Annotated in this window: 15 protein-coding genes; 6 read left to right on the top strand and 9 right to left on the bottom strand. The window is 60.4% G+C overall.

Going from position 1 to position 14,347, the window contains the following annotated elements:
- Positions 1–2: 2 nt before the first annotated feature.
- From HPT29_RS25195 to nac, 8 genes are all read right to left on the bottom strand, one after another.
- Positions 3–773 carry an SDR family oxidoreductase gene (locus tag HPT29_RS25195; protein WP_173948968.1) on the bottom strand — a complete coding sequence of 257 codons (771 nt, stop codon included), beginning with the start codon at positions 771–773 and terminating at the stop codon, positions 3–5.
- A 108-nt stretch (positions 774–881) separates the two neighbouring features.
- Entirely contained in the window at positions 882–1,646 is a 765-nt protein-coding gene (locus tag HPT29_RS25190; RefSeq protein ID WP_173948969.1) for a LamB/YcsF family protein, read from the bottom strand.
- Positions 1,647–1,658: 12 nt separating this feature from the next.
- Positions 1,659–2,075, bottom strand: coding sequence for an acetyl-CoA carboxylase biotin carboxyl carrier protein (locus HPT29_RS25185; protein WP_173948970.1), 417 nt, complete (start codon positions 2,073–2,075; stop codon positions 1,659–1,661).
- On the bottom strand, positions 2,072–3,064 hold the full coding sequence (locus HPT29_RS25180) for a 5-oxoprolinase subunit C family protein (RefSeq protein ID WP_173948971.1): 993 nt from the start codon (positions 3,062–3,064) through the stop codon (positions 2,072–2,074). Before HPT29_RS25180 ends, HPT29_RS25185 begins: the two co-directional genes overlap by 4 nt.
- Positions 3,061–3,720, bottom strand: a complete 660-nt coding sequence (pxpB, locus tag HPT29_RS25175; RefSeq protein WP_173948972.1) for a 5-oxoprolinase subunit PxpB — start codon at positions 3,718–3,720, stop codon at positions 3,061–3,063. The genes HPT29_RS25180 and pxpB overlap by 4 nt, the downstream gene beginning before the upstream one ends.
- Positions 3,717–5,069: an acetyl-CoA carboxylase biotin carboxylase subunit gene (gene accC, locus HPT29_RS25170; RefSeq protein ID WP_173948973.1), complete on the bottom strand. Its 1,353-nt coding sequence runs from the start codon at positions 5,067–5,069 to the stop codon at positions 3,717–3,719. Before accC ends, pxpB begins: the two co-directional genes overlap by 4 nt.
- A gap of 4 nt (positions 5,070–5,073) precedes the next feature.
- Positions 5,074–5,532 (bottom strand): acetyl-CoA carboxylase biotin carboxyl carrier protein, encoded by a 459-nt coding sequence (locus tag HPT29_RS25165; protein WP_173948974.1) that lies wholly within the window; start codon positions 5,530–5,532, stop codon positions 5,074–5,076.
- 101 nt (positions 5,533–5,633) lie between these two features.
- Positions 5,634–6,575, bottom strand: coding sequence for a nitrogen assimilation transcriptional regulator NAC (gene nac / locus HPT29_RS25160; protein WP_173948975.1), 942 nt, complete (start codon positions 6,573–6,575; stop codon positions 5,634–5,636).
- Positions 6,576–6,730: 155 nt separating this feature from the next.
- Here nac and HPT29_RS25155 point away from each other — a divergent pair, with 155 nt between their 5' ends.
- The 3 genes from HPT29_RS25155 to HPT29_RS25145 all read left to right on the top strand — a co-directional run bounded on the left by HPT29_RS25155 (position 6,731) and on the right by HPT29_RS25145 (position 10,034).
- Positions 6,731–7,396, top strand: coding sequence for an RraA family protein (locus HPT29_RS25155; protein ID WP_173948976.1), 666 nt, complete (start codon positions 6,731–6,733; stop codon positions 7,394–7,396).
- 121 nt (positions 7,397–7,517) lie between these two features.
- A complete protein-coding gene (locus HPT29_RS25150; protein ID WP_173949010.1) occupies positions 7,518–8,720 on the top strand; it encodes a pyridoxal phosphate-dependent aminotransferase in 1,203 nt (400 codons plus the stop codon).
- 324 nt (positions 8,721–9,044) lie between these two features.
- Positions 9,045–10,034, top strand: a complete 990-nt coding sequence (locus HPT29_RS25145) for an IS5 family transposase (protein ID WP_173948977.1) — start codon at positions 9,045–9,047, stop codon at positions 10,032–10,034.
- A gap of 132 nt (positions 10,035–10,166) precedes the next feature.
- On the opposite strand, the gene HPT29_RS25140 is transcribed toward HPT29_RS25145, so the two are convergent.
- Entirely contained in the window at positions 10,167–11,312 is a 1,146-nt protein-coding gene (locus HPT29_RS25140) for an alpha-hydroxy acid oxidase (protein ID WP_173949011.1), read from the bottom strand.
- Positions 11,313–11,686: 374 nt separating this feature from the next.
- Between HPT29_RS25140 and HPT29_RS25135 the strand changes: the two genes are divergently transcribed.
- The 3 genes from HPT29_RS25135 to HPT29_RS25125 all read left to right on the top strand — a co-directional run bounded on the left by HPT29_RS25135 (position 11,687) and on the right by HPT29_RS25125 (position 14,321).
- A complete protein-coding gene (locus HPT29_RS25135; RefSeq protein WP_173948978.1) occupies positions 11,687–12,502 on the top strand; it encodes a glucose 1-dehydrogenase in 816 nt (271 codons plus the stop codon).
- A gap of 39 nt (positions 12,503–12,541) precedes the next feature.
- Positions 12,542–13,576 (top strand): Ldh family oxidoreductase, encoded by a 1,035-nt coding sequence (locus HPT29_RS25130; protein ID WP_173948979.1) that lies wholly within the window; start codon positions 12,542–12,544, stop codon positions 13,574–13,576.
- Positions 13,577–13,643: 67 nt separating this feature from the next.
- Positions 13,644–14,321, top strand: a complete 678-nt coding sequence (locus HPT29_RS25125) for a protein-L-isoaspartate(D-aspartate) O-methyltransferase (protein ID WP_173948980.1) — start codon at positions 13,644–13,646, stop codon at positions 14,319–14,321.
- The last annotated feature ends 26 nt before the right edge of the window (positions 14,322–14,347 follow it).

The following is a 14,347-nucleotide window of genomic DNA, read 5'->3' as shown; positions in this document are numbered from 1 at the left end:
GCTTAACTCGCCTTGGAGGGCTGGCCATCTCTGGCAGCCGGACGAGCGGTTTGGAGGCCACCCAGAACCTGAAGGGTTGGTGTGATCTCCATGTGACCCACATTCATGGATACAGGTGCTGCAACGGCGAAGGCGATGGCCTCAGCGATGTCGGCGGCCTCTGGCAGTTCGAAGCCTTCGATGAAGCGCTCCCGGATCTCAGGTGTGTCGCCATGGACATGCGCAAAGATATCGGTCGCAACGCGCCCGGGACAGATCTCGGTAACGCGGACCCGGTGCCCGAAAGCGTCGAGGCGCAGCTGGCGGGACAGCATGCTGACCGCCGCTTTAGTCGCGTGATAGGTCGAGTTCCCACCGAAGTTGTAGACACCGGCGATTGACGAGATGTTGATGACGTGACCGCGGTCCCGCGCCACCATGCCGGGAACGATGAGGCGGCAAAGATGGAGCACGGCCCGTGTGTTCACATCGACGAGCAGGTCGATGTCCTCCGGATCAGCCTCAAGGAACTTCTTGGGGCGGTCGACGCCCGCATTGTTGACCAGGATGTCGAACTGGACTGTCTCTGCGAGACTTGCGAGCTGTTCGCGGTCCGCCACATCGATGACATGCGCTATGCATCCGGTCCTATCGGCAAGGCGTTCCAGCGGCTCTCGACTGCGGGCAATCGCGTGAACCTCCAAGCCTTCGCGGCGGAACCGCTCGACCACGGCGGCACCAATTCCCGAAGAAGCGCCAGTCACGAGAGCTGTCTTGTAATCAGAGAAGGGCATGAGTGTCCTCGCTGGTTGATATAACTTAGGAGAAGTTAGCCAGCAGACGCCAAGACCATTTGTGTTTGTGGCGATAAGCTGTTCTTATCTTGCGGCGTAGGAACTGGACTACGCCATCTGGGACACGGGCACGATCTTCCCACCAGCCTGCTCGATTTCCGAACGGATCTTGCGAGCGAGCGATAAGGCTCCAGGCGTATCTCCATGCAGCAGAATGCTGTGAGGGCGCATCGGAAGATCCTCTCCCTCGTACGTTGTAACGGTTCCCTGCCGAAGGATTTGTCGCACCCGCTCCAGTACCTTGGCCTCATCGTGGATGACAGAGTCCGGCAGACGGCGCGGGACAAGGAGGCCTGCCTTGTCGTAGGCGCGGTCCGCGAGAAAGGTGGTCGCGACGCGAAGGCCGCAGGATGACGCCGCATCTTCAATGGCCCGGCTCGTTGAGGAGACGATGATCAACTCAGGGTTGAAGCGCGCGACCGCAGCAACGAGGGGTGCGGCGACAGAGGAATCTGCGGCCGCCATGTTCCCGAGGGCCCCATGAAAGCTCATGTGGGTCATCCTGTGCCCTACCACGCGTGCGATCCCCTCCAGCGCTCCGAGCTGATAGATCACCATGGCAGCCAGCTCATCGGCGTCGATCTGCATCGGCCTCCGTCCGAACCCCTGCTTATCGGGGAAACCGACATGCGCCCCGATATCGACGCCGCGTCCCAGGGCTGCCTTGACGGTCCTCTCCATGATCAGGGGATCGCCCGCGTGAAAGCCGCAAGCGAGATTCGCAGAGGACAACACATCCAACAGGGCATCGTCATCACCGATACGCCACTGGCCATAGCCCTCGGCAAGGTCTGCATTGAGATCGATATGCACAGGTTGGCTCCTTTACGACATCAGCGCGACGAGCGGATCGCCATAGCCGACAAGCGAGCGGTCGGGCGCAATGATCGAGGCAACAGTTCCGTCGCGGGGAGAAAGGACAGGAAGGAGAATGGGGCCGACCTGCAGAAGCCCCAGCGGCTGACCGGCCGCGACAGGATCGTTCGGCTCCACCAACGCGGCTTCCTGGACAGGGTGGGCACGGAGAAAAACCCCCACACCCGGCGACGCCACGACCGCGTCGGATTGGCCTCGTACTGGACCGGCTGAATCCTGTCTCGGACCTGCCGAGAGACCACGCCTGGATCGAGCCTTAACACTGCGCCGCAGGCAGATGCGATAGTCCGGTCCTGTCAGCTCGTAGGTCGCGATCCCCGCTTCGGACAGCCAGGACGCAACTTGTGGAATGTCCGAGATCTTCATGAGCGCACTCTCCGGGCTCCCGCCAGATCAAGACAACGTGCTACATCGGACAGCCATCGGGAGACTTCATCGCTGGCGTGCAGTGCCCCATCCCAGTCAGTTTCGATGAAGCGAATGGAACTTCCGATTGGCGCTTGCCCGAGCCGCCAGAGATCCGCCTCGATGACGGTTCCGATCTTCGGGTATCCGCCGGAGGGCTGAGCATCGCACATCTGCACGATCGGCTGACCACCGTGCGGCACCTGAATGACGCCAGGTACGATGCCGTGTGAGCGCAACTCCATGGGAGCAACGGGCTCCAGCACCGGGCCGGACAGGCGGTACCCATAGCGGTCGCTCTGAGGCGTTACCTTCCACGGCTTCAGCCACAGATCGCTTTGGGACTCGGGCTTGAAGCATCCGTATTCGGCAGCCGGCAGAACCCGGACCGCGGGCAGTCCGTCCGACATCAGCGGCAAAGCGAATGCTGGCGGTACAATGCTGGTTCCATCTGGAGCGCAGCGCGCGTCATTCGGCCGACCGAACCGAAGCTTGTCTCCCTGCCGCAGCGCTCGACCTTCAAGCCCGCCGATGGCTCCCCGCAATTGCGTGGACCGAGAACCCAGGACGATGGGAATATCGATCCCGCCTGCTACGCAGACATACGCCCGTGCTCCCCGCCAACGGGCGGATCGCGTCAACCCGAGGCGCAGCACCGAGCCGGCGGTCACTCGGACGCTCGACCAAGGAAGAACGACCCGCCCATCGACGGCCGCCTCGCAGGTCGCGCCGGTTAATGCGATAGCCGCATCACTGTCAAACCGGGCTTCGAACGGAAAGACCTGGATCTCGATTGCGGCAGCATCTTCACTGTTGCCGAGCAAAAGGTTGCCGCAGGCAAGCGCGAGACTGTCCATCGCACCGGCTGTGCCGACCCCCCATTTCAAAGCGCCGAAGCGTCCCCGATCCTGGATGGTCGTAAGAGCGCTCTTTGATAGAATCTCCATCATCGGACCACCTCGACGATGCGGAAGCGGATGCTGTCGCCTGGCTGCAGCAGGACCGGGGGATCGCGGGTCGCGTCAAAGAACGTCGTCGAAGTCGTGCCGATCGTGTTCCAGCCGCTGGGACCGGCCGAGGCTGACACGCCGGTCTGCGACCCTCCAATCGATACCGCGCCGCCCGGAAGCTTCAGCACCGGCACTTTTCTGCGCGGCGTTGCGATGCGTGCATCCATCCCGCCAAGATAGCAATAGCCTGGATGGCTTCCAATCGCATAGACCGGGTAAAGCGGACGGGCATGAATCTCGGCAATTTCCTCCGGACACAAGCCGGTATGGGCGACAACATCCGCCATATGCGGCCCCCCTTCCCCGCCATACACGACCGGCAGTTCGATGGTGCGGCCCTGCAGGATCATCGGCGTCGCGGCGTCCCAGGCGGATTGCAGACGGGACTCAATAGGCGCAAGCGTCCGCGGCGGCACCGAAAAACTCACGAGGAGATTGTTGACGCCCGGTACGGCTTCGCTCACCTCCGGCCATGTCCCCACCTCACGGGCGAGCGACCAAATCCGCCGCTGCGTCGTCAGGCTGGTCTCGCCGGGCGCCTCGAAGAGAAGCGCTCTGGTGCCCAGCAGACTAATCCGAGGCTCCTTGATGATCATGCAGAGGCCCCGACTTTCAGCAATTGCTCGAGATAATGGATATCGAACCCGCCTTCGATGAAGCCGGGCTCGTCCACGATCCGCCGGTGCAAAGCAAGATTCGTGGCAACACCCTCGACCCTCATCTCAGACAGCGCCACCTTCAACCGCGCCATTGCCTCCTGCCGGGTCTGTCCATGGACAATGAGCTTGGCAATCATCGAGTCGTAATAGGGCGACACGGTCGCTCCGGCGGCGATATGACTGTCGACTCTGACGCCTGGGCCGCCGGGCACCTCGAACCCCGTGATCAGCCCTGGTGAGGGTGCGAAGCTGTCGGGATCTTCTGCATTGATCCGACATTCGAAAGCGTGACCGTGGCAGCCTATGTCAGCCTGGGACAGTGTGAGAGCTTCACCGCGCGCAACCCGAATACCTTCGGCCACGATGTCGATTCCGGTGGTCACCTCGGTGACAGGATGCTCGACCTGCACTCGCGTATTCATCTCGATGAAGAAAAATTGCTCGTCCTCGACCAGAAACTCGAAGGTACCCACGCCCTGGTAGCCGATCCGTCGGCAGGCCTCGACGCAGCGTTCACCAATCCTCGCGATGAGATCGGCGGGCAGACCCGGCGCTGGCGCTTCCTCCAAAACCTTCTGATGACGGCGCTGGAGCGAGCAATCGCGGCTGCCGAGCCAAAGGGCCGTACCATAGGCATCGGCCAACACCTGGATCTCTACATGGCGCGGGCGCTCGAGGAACTTTTCAGCATAGATCTCCGGGTTGCCGAAGGCGCGGCGCGCTTCCTCGCGGACGAGCGCAAATGCATCGGCAAGTTCCGAATGTGCCCTGACGACCCGCATACCGCGACCGCCTCCGCCGCCGGCCGCCTTGAGGATCAACGGAAAACCAATCTCGGCGACAGTAGCCTGTAGGGCTTCCGGATCGTCGGGCAGGGCTCCCTCCGAGCCTGGAACGCACGGCACATTTGCCTCGCGCATGGCTCGCTTGGCGGCGACCTTGTCGCCCATCGTGCGGATGCACTCCGGGCTCGGCCCGATAAAGGTCAAGCCCGATCGAGCGACACTCTCAGCAAAGCCCGCATTCTCGGACAGGAATCCATATCCGGGATGAATGGCCTCGGCGCCTGTCGCTTCTGCAGCCAGCAGAATGGCAGCGCCATCGAGATAGCTCTTTCCTGCTGGAGCTGGGCCGATGCACACCGCGGTATCCGCGTATTTCACGTGAGGCGCATCTTGATCGGCCTGGGAATAGACGGCGACCGTCCGCAGCCCGAGCGTTCGGCACGCCCGCTGGATCCGAAGAGCAATTTCGCCGCGATTGGCTATGAGGACAGTGTCGAACATGGGTTCAGACAATCCGCAAAAGAGGTTGGCCGGCTGCGACTTCATCACCCGTCGAGACGAACACGGCCTCGACCACGCCATCCCGTTCGGCTGTGACAGGATTGAACATTTTCATCGCTTCAACCGTGCAGAGGGTCGTTCCGCTCGTGACCTTCTGACCTACGGCTACAAAGGGGGGCGCGTCTGGCGAGGGGCCAAGATAGACCACCCCAGACAAGGGGGCGCTGACATCGGTCGTGGATCCTGTGGATTCGACGGAAGACGCGGACTCACGAGGGGAGGATTCTGGGCGAGCGGGCGCCGCCGGCGGCCTCGCCCTTGCCTCACCAGTCGAAGGCGTGAACGCCGAATTCCCCGCATCGCGCGTGAGGCGCAGGGTCCAGCCATCCTTGTTGATCTCCACTTCAACAAGGTCGGAGGTGCTCATCGCATCGATTAACGCTTTGATCTCGTCAAGTGTCATGAGGATCACCGGTCCGTCACCGCGACGGGCCTATGTCATGACGCTAGCAGCCACCCAAAAGGGTGGCCAAGACAGATTGTCTCTGTGCCCATAAGGGCAGCTTATGCTCTCTTCAGGATGCCATCATCTTTAGATGACAGCAGATTGCCGGGCAGCTCCCGAACAAGTTCAAGCAGAATCTGCCGGATCGCCGCAGCCGGCTCGGAAAGCGGAAGGTGGTCCGATTGGCATAGCGCCAGGGGCACCTCAATCGCGGGATCGACAATCCGGGCGTGCCACGCCGACGTCGACTCCACGACCTGCTTCGCCATTGAGCCAGGTAGGATCGTCACTCCCATGCCGGCTGCGATCACGGAGGCCAACGTGCTTGCCGACTCAATCTCGGCGACGACGCGAGGGACAAGCCCGATGCCGGCGCACGCGGCGTCCACGACTTTGCGGACTACATTGTACGGCCGAGGCAGGAACAGATCCATTTCGCCAATGCGTTCGAGAGGCACGGGATCCGACAGAGCCGGGATGCTGCTGGGGCCCACCAGATAGAGGCTTTCGCGCAGGAGAGGCTGGAACGTGAGCCCGTGCACGGATTGTCCCCCGCCATACAGCACGGCAAGATCCATTCTGCCGTTCATGACGAGTTCCGAAAGCGTGGTTCCATAGGTCTCGTTGAGGTAGAGCACGACCCCCGGATGGCGGCTCCTGGTGGCCACCAGCAGAGGCATGGCGAGGCCAGCGGCGGCGGTGCCAGGCGCTAGGCCAACTGAGACAGCACCGGAAATGCCCTGTCCGGCGGCTCTCATATCAACGCGTGCCTGGTCACATTGCCGAAGAATGAGCTGAGCATGGCGATACAGAACCATACCGGCTTCCGTCGGCGTCACGCCCCGGGGCGTGCGAACGAGGAGTTGTTGGCGGACCTCCGATTCCAGCGTCGCCAATTGCTGACTCAGGGCCGGCTGAGCCACGTGAAGGATATCTGCCGCCTGTGTCAGATTGCCGATATCGACAATCTTCACGAAGTACTGAAGGCGTTTGAGGTTCATTATCCGATCACTGCTCCCGCCACCGGACATGATCAGGGCGCCTCCTACACGCGAGCCATAAGATTTTCCTATGTTGGCAGACCGAACTTGTCTTGGCTAGTCTCCAGGCACCCCGTTAGCACTCAGGGATCGATCAGAGATCCGTGAGCTGAACAATGACAAACAGCATTAGGAAACACCCCTCGGCTCCATCGGCCGATCCTGAACTTATTGCAACTCTGAAACAGATTCCGGTCGCTCTGCTTAGTGACCAGTTGCAGCGCAACCGGGGCAGCACCGGACTCCAGCCCTACCATCACCCTGCCCCGCTCGCAGGCACCGCCGTGACGGTACGGACACGCGCCGGCGATAATCTGGCCATCCTTCGCGCTTTCGACATCTGCAGGCCCGGTGATGTGCTTGTGATCGACGCCGATGGTGACATCGCCAATGCGCTCGTCGGCGGGATCATGACCTTCTATGCCGCAAGCGTGGGCGTCGCCGGAATGGTTCTTGACGGCGCCATCCGCGACGTTGCCGAGATCCGCGAGCGTCCTTTCCCGGTCTATGCCCGGGGCGTCAATCATCGCGGGCCCTACAAGGATGGCCCTGGTGCGATCAACGTTCCGGTTTCCGTCGGCGGAATGGCGGTATGCCCGGGCGACATCGTCGTCGGCGATCAGGACGGGCTTGTCGTGCTGTCGCGCGAGGAGGCGCCGACCGTGATTCAAAAGGCACTTCTCCAGCAGCAGAAAGAGGAAGAGACCATGCACGCGATCAGAGAGGGCAGATGGGACCGCTCATTCGTCGATACGCTGGAAGCGCGAAGCATCAACGTGTGACCTCCCATCCCGGAGTGGGAAGACCGAAGGCAGATCCGGCAAAAGGCTGACGATGAACGTCCGCGTGACCGTTGCAGCAGCTTTTGCCGGCAAGCGAGATTTCAATTCAGGGACTACCATGATGCCTCAACTCGCAAGCCGTCTCGACAATGTGAAGGTTTCCGCGTCCGCAGCCATGACGGACAAAGCACGTGAGCTTCGCGCTCAAGGTGTTCAGATCATCAGCCTTTCATCGGGTGAACCTGATTTTCCGACGCCGCCGCATGCGATCGAGGCGGCCCACCAAGCGGCGCTTGCCGGAGACACCAAGTATCCTGCTCAACCGGGTACTGCGGCATTGAGGGCTGCGGTTCAACGCAAGTTCAAGCGGGAAAACAACCTGGACTACGCCCTTGACGAGATCCTGATTGCCAACGGCGGAAAGCAGATCATTTTCAACGCCCTTCTGGCGACGTGCAACCCAGGCGACGAAGTTGTCATCCCCGCCCCCGGTTGGATCACCTATGCTGATATAGCTCTCCTTGCCGAGGCAACACCCGTTCCCGTGCCCTGCCCTGAGAACAATCATTTCAAACTTCGTGCTGATGATCTCGATGCCGCGATTACACCGAAGACCAAGTGGCTCATTCTGAACTTCCCGAACAATCCCACTGGCGCGGCATGCACTCGCTCCGAGATGCAAGCGATTGCGGATGTCATGCTGAAGCATCCTCATGTCTGGATTCTGACCGACGACATTTACGAGCATCTCACCTATGACGGCTTCGAGTTCTGTACGATTGCCGAGGTCGAACCTAAGCTGAAGGATCGCGTGCTGACGGTGAATGGAGCCTCAAAGGCCTATGCCATGACCGGCTGGCGCGTCGGTTACTGCGGTGGGCCAAAGCAACTGATCGCAGCGATGAACAATGTACATGGGCAAGCGACGGGTGGAATCTGCACCTTGAGCCAAGCCGCAGCGGTAGCCGTCCTTGACGGCTCCCAGGATCTTCTGAAGGAGCGCGCGGACGTCTATCGTGAAAGGCGTGACTTGGTTGTTAGGTTCCTCAACGCGATTCCTGGCATCACCTGTCATACGCCCGAGGGTGCATTCTACGTCTTTCCAAACATTGCCGGATGTATTGGCAAGACGACGGAACGGGGGCGGCGTATTGAGTCTGATACCGACTTTGTGTCTGCACTCCTGGAGGAGCAGCATGTCGCCACGGTGCAGGGTAGCGCCTATGGGATGAGCCCCTACGTCAGGATTTCTTACGCCACTGATGCCGAAACGCTGAAGGAAGGGTGCCGGCGCATTTCGAGCTTCTGCGCAGGGTTACGCTAGATTGAGCGCCCATCCAGATCGAAATCGAATCAGCTTTGTTGCAATGAGAAGACTCGGCACGTCTTGTTTCACGAGGCACCGTCACATTAACTGAGTAGAGCTGCGGGGCCGCTCAACAAGGTTTGGTTTTGCACCGTCCAAGTCGTTGATTTCCCATGGCGCGAGATTTTTCCTTGACGAGTACAGACCAGTATTCCCTGTTAATGTGACATCTCCGGGATGGGCACGGCCGGCGGATCTGCACCGTGACAGCGTTGGTGCACGGATCGTTTAGCGGTCAGGATGTAGTCGGCCGTCGATCTAAATAGTCGCTCTGTCCCAGTCATGCCTTTCAAACACAATGCTGCCCGCCGTCATCGTATCGGCAAGATGAAGTTCAAGGTGACGAACTGGCCGGAGTATAAGGCTGGCCTTCGCCAGCGAGGCAGCCTGACGGTGTGGATCGCGCCCGAAGCGCTGTCGCTGTGGCAAGCGCCGAAGCGCATGACGCGCGGCGGCCAACAGCGGTATTCCGATCTGGCGATCGAGACCACTTTGATGCTGGGTATGGTATTCGGCCTGCGGCTGCGCCAGACGGAGGGCTTGCTCACATCGGTGCTGAAACTGATGGGATTGGATCTCGCTGTGCCTGATCACACCACCCTCAGCCGGCGAGCACGGACCTGGCGATCGTCTGGCGAGCGGCAAGGTGGCCGGTTGTCAGGCGAAGGGCCCGTTCACGTCCTCATCGACAGCACTGGACTTGAGATTTGCGGCGCCGGCCAGTGGCTAGAAGAGAAGCACGGCACCAGGTCGCGGCGGAGCTGGCGAAAGCTGCATCTGGCGCTGGATGCCGACAGTGGCGAGATCATCGCCCACGTCATGACCGATCAGGACACTGGCGACGCCACGCAGGTGGAGCCATTGCTCGACCAGATCGGCATCCCGATCCGCCAATTCACCGCTGATGGCGCCTATGATGGCAAACCGACCTACGACGCTGTCACCAGCCACAGCGCCGATGCGGCGATCGTCATTCCGCCGCGGGTCAACGCTGTCAAGCGGTCGGATATCGAACCGCCCAGCCAGCGGGACCGCCATATTGCGGCAATCAACACGGATGGCCGGATGACATGGCAAGCCGTCACCGGTTACGGCAAGCGGTCTCTGGTTGAGACCGCGATCGGCCGATACAAGGCCGTTATCGGGAGACGGCTAAGGGCGCGGTCGTTCGACGCCCAGCAGACAGAGGTCGCCATTGGCTGCGCCGTCCTCAATCGTATGCTGACATGCGCACGCCCGAAGTCTGCCCGCTCCAAGGTAGCTGCTACATAGGACACGCCATCAAAGACCATAATCCGCAAAATTCACGATCCCTGCACCAACGCCCCTCTGCGCAAGAATGTCTCTGTCAGCAGCCTGCTATATAAGGATTGTGCAGCTATGTTGCGTCTCAACACCCGTGCCTTAGCGGAAGCGAAGATTGCTGATGGAGAGTTCGCTGACCGACGCACAACCCATAAGCTTCATGCCTCGTTCGATCTCGGTCCGCATTTGCAGTAACGCGCGCTCCACTCCAGCTTGTCCGGCCGCAGCAAGCGGGAACAGATAATAGCGGCCGACACCAACCGCCTTTGCACCGAGTGAAAGCGCCTTGAGGACATGAGTTCCGCGCTGAACACCCCCATCCATCATGACGTCGATCTGGTCCCCAACCGCCGCAACAATTTCTGCCAATTGATCAAAGCCGCTTCGGGATCCGTCGAGTTGGCGCCCGCCATGGTTGGACAGAACGATGCCTGTACATCCGATGTCGATGGCCTTCTTCGCGTCTTCGACCGTCATGATCCCTTTGAGACAGAAGTGTCCGCCCCATATCTTGACCATTTCGGCTACATCATCCCAATTCATCGCGGGATCGAGCATCTCCGTAAAGTAACGGCTGATCGACATTGTGCCGCTACCCATGTCGACGTGAGTGTCGAGTTGCGGCAGCCGGAATTTCTCATGGGTGAAATAGTTGATCGCCCATGCTGGTTTGACTGCGAATTGTGCCATCCCTGCTAGGTTCAAGCGAAATGGAATGGCGAAGCCGGTGCGCTTGTCCCGTTCGCGATTTCCGCCGGTAATGCTGTCGACCGTGAGCATCATCACCTCGACCCCGGCCTGCTTGGCCCTGGCCATCATTTCCCGATTGAGACCGCGATCTTTATGGAAGTAGAACTGGTAGACCTGTGGGGCTGTGCTGATCTTGCGCGCTTCCTCCAGACTGATCGTCCCGAGCGATGAGACGCCGAACATGGTTCCGAAGCGATCGGCGGCGGCGGCCACGGCGCGCTCTCCGTCATGATGGAACAGCCGCTGTAGCGCTGTTGGCGAGCAGTAGACGGGCATGGACAACTTCTGTCCCATCACGACAACTGACATGTCGACATCACCGACACCGCGGAGAACGCTTGGAAGAAGATCGCAGCTCTCGAAGGATGCTGTGTTACGACGATAGGTGGTCTCATCGTCGGCTGCGCCATCGATGTAGTTGAAGATCGGGCCAGGAAGGCGCCTCTTCGCCAGACGGCGAAAATCGTGGAAGTTGTGGCAGTCGGAGAGGCGCAAGATCATGTCTGGTCTCAAAACGTCCATTAGTTTCTATGTATGAACCGACCGTGTGCTGCAAGAGATTTCGGAACCGGCGAGGTGACCTTGTCCTAACGCTGGGGCGGAAAGCCCTATAGGAACATCAATTCGGTTGGTTCTGCACACGAAGTACTGCCCGATCCTCGTCAAGGAGAGCTCTTCCGCCGAGGAAGCCATTGGTTTTGGCTGTGCGCAGTCTGAGCCCGTTGAGCGGCTCCATGGCTATACTTGATGAGTGTGACGTCTCCGTCGGACAGAGCAGGAGGTGGCGTGTCTTACGATCAGAGACATAGATTAAGCTACTTGCTGCGATTTGATGTTAAATCACATCCAAGGATGGTGCGGAGAATGCCATGATATTACAGAGAAGACTCCAGGGACGCCGCGCCTTGGTGACTGGCGCATCGCGTGGGATCGGTCGCGCAGTTGCCGTTCGGTTCGCTCGGGAAGGAGCAACAGTCGCCATCAACTACAATGGATCGCGGCAGGCTGCCGAAGATGCCCTTGACGCGGTCAGAGAGGAGACCCAGAGGATCGGAGGCACCGCGGATCAGCACCGGATCATCCAGGCGGATATTAGCGACGAGCACTCGGCCCTCGCGATGTTCGATGACATCCTCCACGATTGGGGGCGCCTCGACATCCTCGTCAACAATGCGGGCATTCAGTCTGAGGCAGAAAGCCATCTTTATTCGATTGCAGAGTACCATCGCATCCTCAGCGTCGATCTGACGGGCGCTTTGGTGTGCAGCCAGGCAGCCATCCGGCATTTTCTAAGCCGTCCAGGCGGTGGTGCGATCATCAACTGCTCCAGCGTCCATGAGATCATACCGAAGCCCGGTTTTGTCGCCTATTCAATCAGCAAGGGTGGGCTTGGTAATCTGACCCGGACACTTGCACTGGAGTATGCAGACAGAGGCATACGGGTGAATGCTGTGGCACCAGGTGCCATTTTGACTGACATCAATGCCGCCTGGAAGGACGACCAGGCGGCTCGCGCCAAAGTGGAGAGTCATATACCCATGGGCCGGGCTGGAGAGCCTGAGGAGATCGCGGCCGTCTTCGCTTTCCTGGCATCCAACGATGCTTCGTATGTGACAGGCCAAACGCTCTATGCCTGCGGCGGAGTCAGCCTTTACGCTGACTTTAAGGTCAACTGGGCATCATAGACGAGTGGCTACCAAAATTCATGGTCAGATGAGGTTAATGTGACAGACATTCTTGTTGCTCCACGAGACCAGCTTGAAACTCGAACCTTTGCTGCGCTGCAAGCCGCTGGTGCTGATGAGGCTTCGGCCAGGGCAGCCACCCGTGCCATGCTGCACGCCTCGCGTCTCGGGATCGACAGTCACGGTGTCCGGCTGGCGTCACACTATGCTGACGTACTGCAGAGCGGACGTGTCAATCCTACGCCGAAGATGGAGACCCGTCGCACGGCCTCAGGATCTGCCGTTCTGGATGCCGACAATGGCCTTGGTCATGCCGCCGCCTACGCAGCAATGGAGTTAGCCTGCAATATGGCCAGAGAGTCGGGTGTTGCGGCAGTCGGGGTGGTCAACTCGTCCCATTTTGGCGCAGCCGGAGCCTATGCGCTTGCGGGCGCCGAGGCTGGCCTCATCACAATCTCGATGTCGAACACCGACTCCATTGTTGCGCTTCATGGAGGAGCGGAGCGGTTCCATGGCACGAACCCCATTGCAGTCGCAGCCCCCGTTCCAGACCAGAGGCCTTGGCTTCTCGACATGGCGACCTCGTCGATCCCGTTTAACCGTGTGCTCCTCTATAAGACCCTTGGCAGGGGTCTCCCCGAGGGCGTTGCAGCCGATCCATCAGGTCAACCAACGCTGGATCCTTCCCTCGTGGAGATGCTGATCCCACTGGGAGGGACTGACTTTGGATTCAAGGGTGCGGCCTTGGCCGGAATGGTGACCCTGTTTTCGGCAGTCTTGACCGGCAGCACCCTGGATCATGAAATGATCCGGATGGCCGAGACGCATGATTTTGAAACGCCCCGCCGGATCGGGCATTTCTGCCTTGCAGTCGACCCTGATCGGTTCGCGGGGCGGGCCCTCTATGATGAGGCCATGACACGCTATCTCGCCGCACTGCGGGCAAGCGGAGCCGGTGAGGGCAAAAACGTCATGGCGCCGGGTGATCGCGAGTGGGCCGTCGAGGCCGAGCGGCAGCGCACCGGCATCCCCGTGGACCGAGACACAGCGCAGTTCTTGGGACTGAACACTTAGCTCCTGCTCCCAATCAGCGTAAGATCGTAGGCCTCATTCGGATCAGCTCAATCGAGGATCTGCCGACATGAAGCCGATGACGGAAGTTCACCTCGCCATCCTGCGCCGGCACATGACGGAGGTGGTCGCACTTCACGCCGATCTCATGAGCGAGGAGATCGGCAAGGCCACCCTGGGGGAGCGGGTTCTCGATGCCATGCGGCGGGTGCGGCGCCACCTCTTCGTGCCGCCGGAGCTGGCGGCCATTGCCTACCACGACACCCCTCTGCCGATCGGCTTCGACAAGACGGTGTCTCAGCCCTTCATCTGCGCCCTCATGACAGACCTGCTCGATCCACAGCCCCATGAGGCTGTGCTCGAGATCGGCACCGGCTTGGGCTATCAGGCTGCCGTTGTTGCCGAACTCGCCCGCCAGGTCTGGACCGTCGAGTTGGTTGAGGAGTTCGCCAGCCATGCCGAGGCGCGCCTGTCGCAGCTTGGCTACGGGAATGTTGCCATTCGGGTGGGCGATGGCACCCGTGGCTGGCTTGAGCATGGCCCCTTTGACAAGATCTTGGTCACAGCCGCCGCCGAGGTGCCGCCGACGGCGCTGCTGGAGCAACTCGCCCCGGGCGGCCGTATGGTCCTGCCCCTCGGTCCCGCGGAAATCCAACACCTCACTGTCATCGACAAGGCCGACGATGGGCGGATCAGCATGCGAACCGTGATACCTGTGCGGTTTGGCGTCCTTGAGACAGTGATCTGAGGAGGCATCGCGGGCCGGCTGGGGCC

The organism is Microvirga terrae, assembly GCF_013307435.2.
Lineage (GTDB): Bacteria > Pseudomonadota > Alphaproteobacteria > Rhizobiales > Beijerinckiaceae > Microvirga > Microvirga terrae.
The sequence above is the reverse complement of the archived record's forward strand: the minus strand, read 5'-3'. Positions and strand labels throughout refer to the sequence as shown.

Coding starts and splice junctions, on each gene's coding strand:
- HPT29_RS25195 (WP_173948968.1), bottom strand. CDS start 773: ATGCCCTTCTCTGATTACAAGACAGCTCTCGTGACTGGCGCTTCTTCG.
- HPT29_RS25185 (WP_173948970.1), bottom strand. CDS start 2,075: ATGAAGATCTCGGACATTCCACAAGTTGCGTCCTGGCTGTCCGAAGCG.
- HPT29_RS25180 (WP_173948971.1), bottom strand. CDS start 3,064: ATGATGGAGATTCTATCAAAGAGCGCTCTTACGACCATCCAGGATCGG.
- pxpB (WP_173948972.1), bottom strand. CDS start 3,720: ATGATCATCAAGGAGCCTCGGATTAGTCTGCTGGGCACCAGAGCGCTT.
- accC (WP_173948973.1), bottom strand. CDS start 5,069: ATGTTCGACACTGTCCTCATAGCCAATCGCGGCGAAATTGCTCTTCGG.
- HPT29_RS25165 (WP_173948974.1), bottom strand. CDS start 5,532: ATGACACTTGACGAGATCAAAGCGTTAATCGATGCGATGAGCACCTCC.
- nac (WP_173948975.1), bottom strand. CDS start 6,575: ATGAACCTCAAACGCCTTCAGTACTTCGTGAAGATTGTCGATATCGGC.
- HPT29_RS25155 (WP_173948976.1), top strand. CDS start 6,731: ATGACAAACAGCATTAGGAAACACCCCTCGGCTCCATCGGCCGATCCT.
- HPT29_RS25150 (WP_173949010.1), top strand. CDS start 7,518: ATGCCTCAACTCGCAAGCCGTCTCGACAATGTGAAGGTTTCCGCGTCC.
- HPT29_RS25145 (WP_173948977.1), top strand. CDS start 9,045: ATGCCTTTCAAACACAATGCTGCCCGCCGTCATCGTATCGGCAAGATG.
- HPT29_RS25135 (WP_173948978.1), top strand. CDS start 11,687: ATGATATTACAGAGAAGACTCCAGGGACGCCGCGCCTTGGTGACTGGC.
- HPT29_RS25125 (WP_173948980.1), top strand. CDS start 13,644: ATGAAGCCGATGACGGAAGTTCACCTCGCCATCCTGCGCCGGCACATG.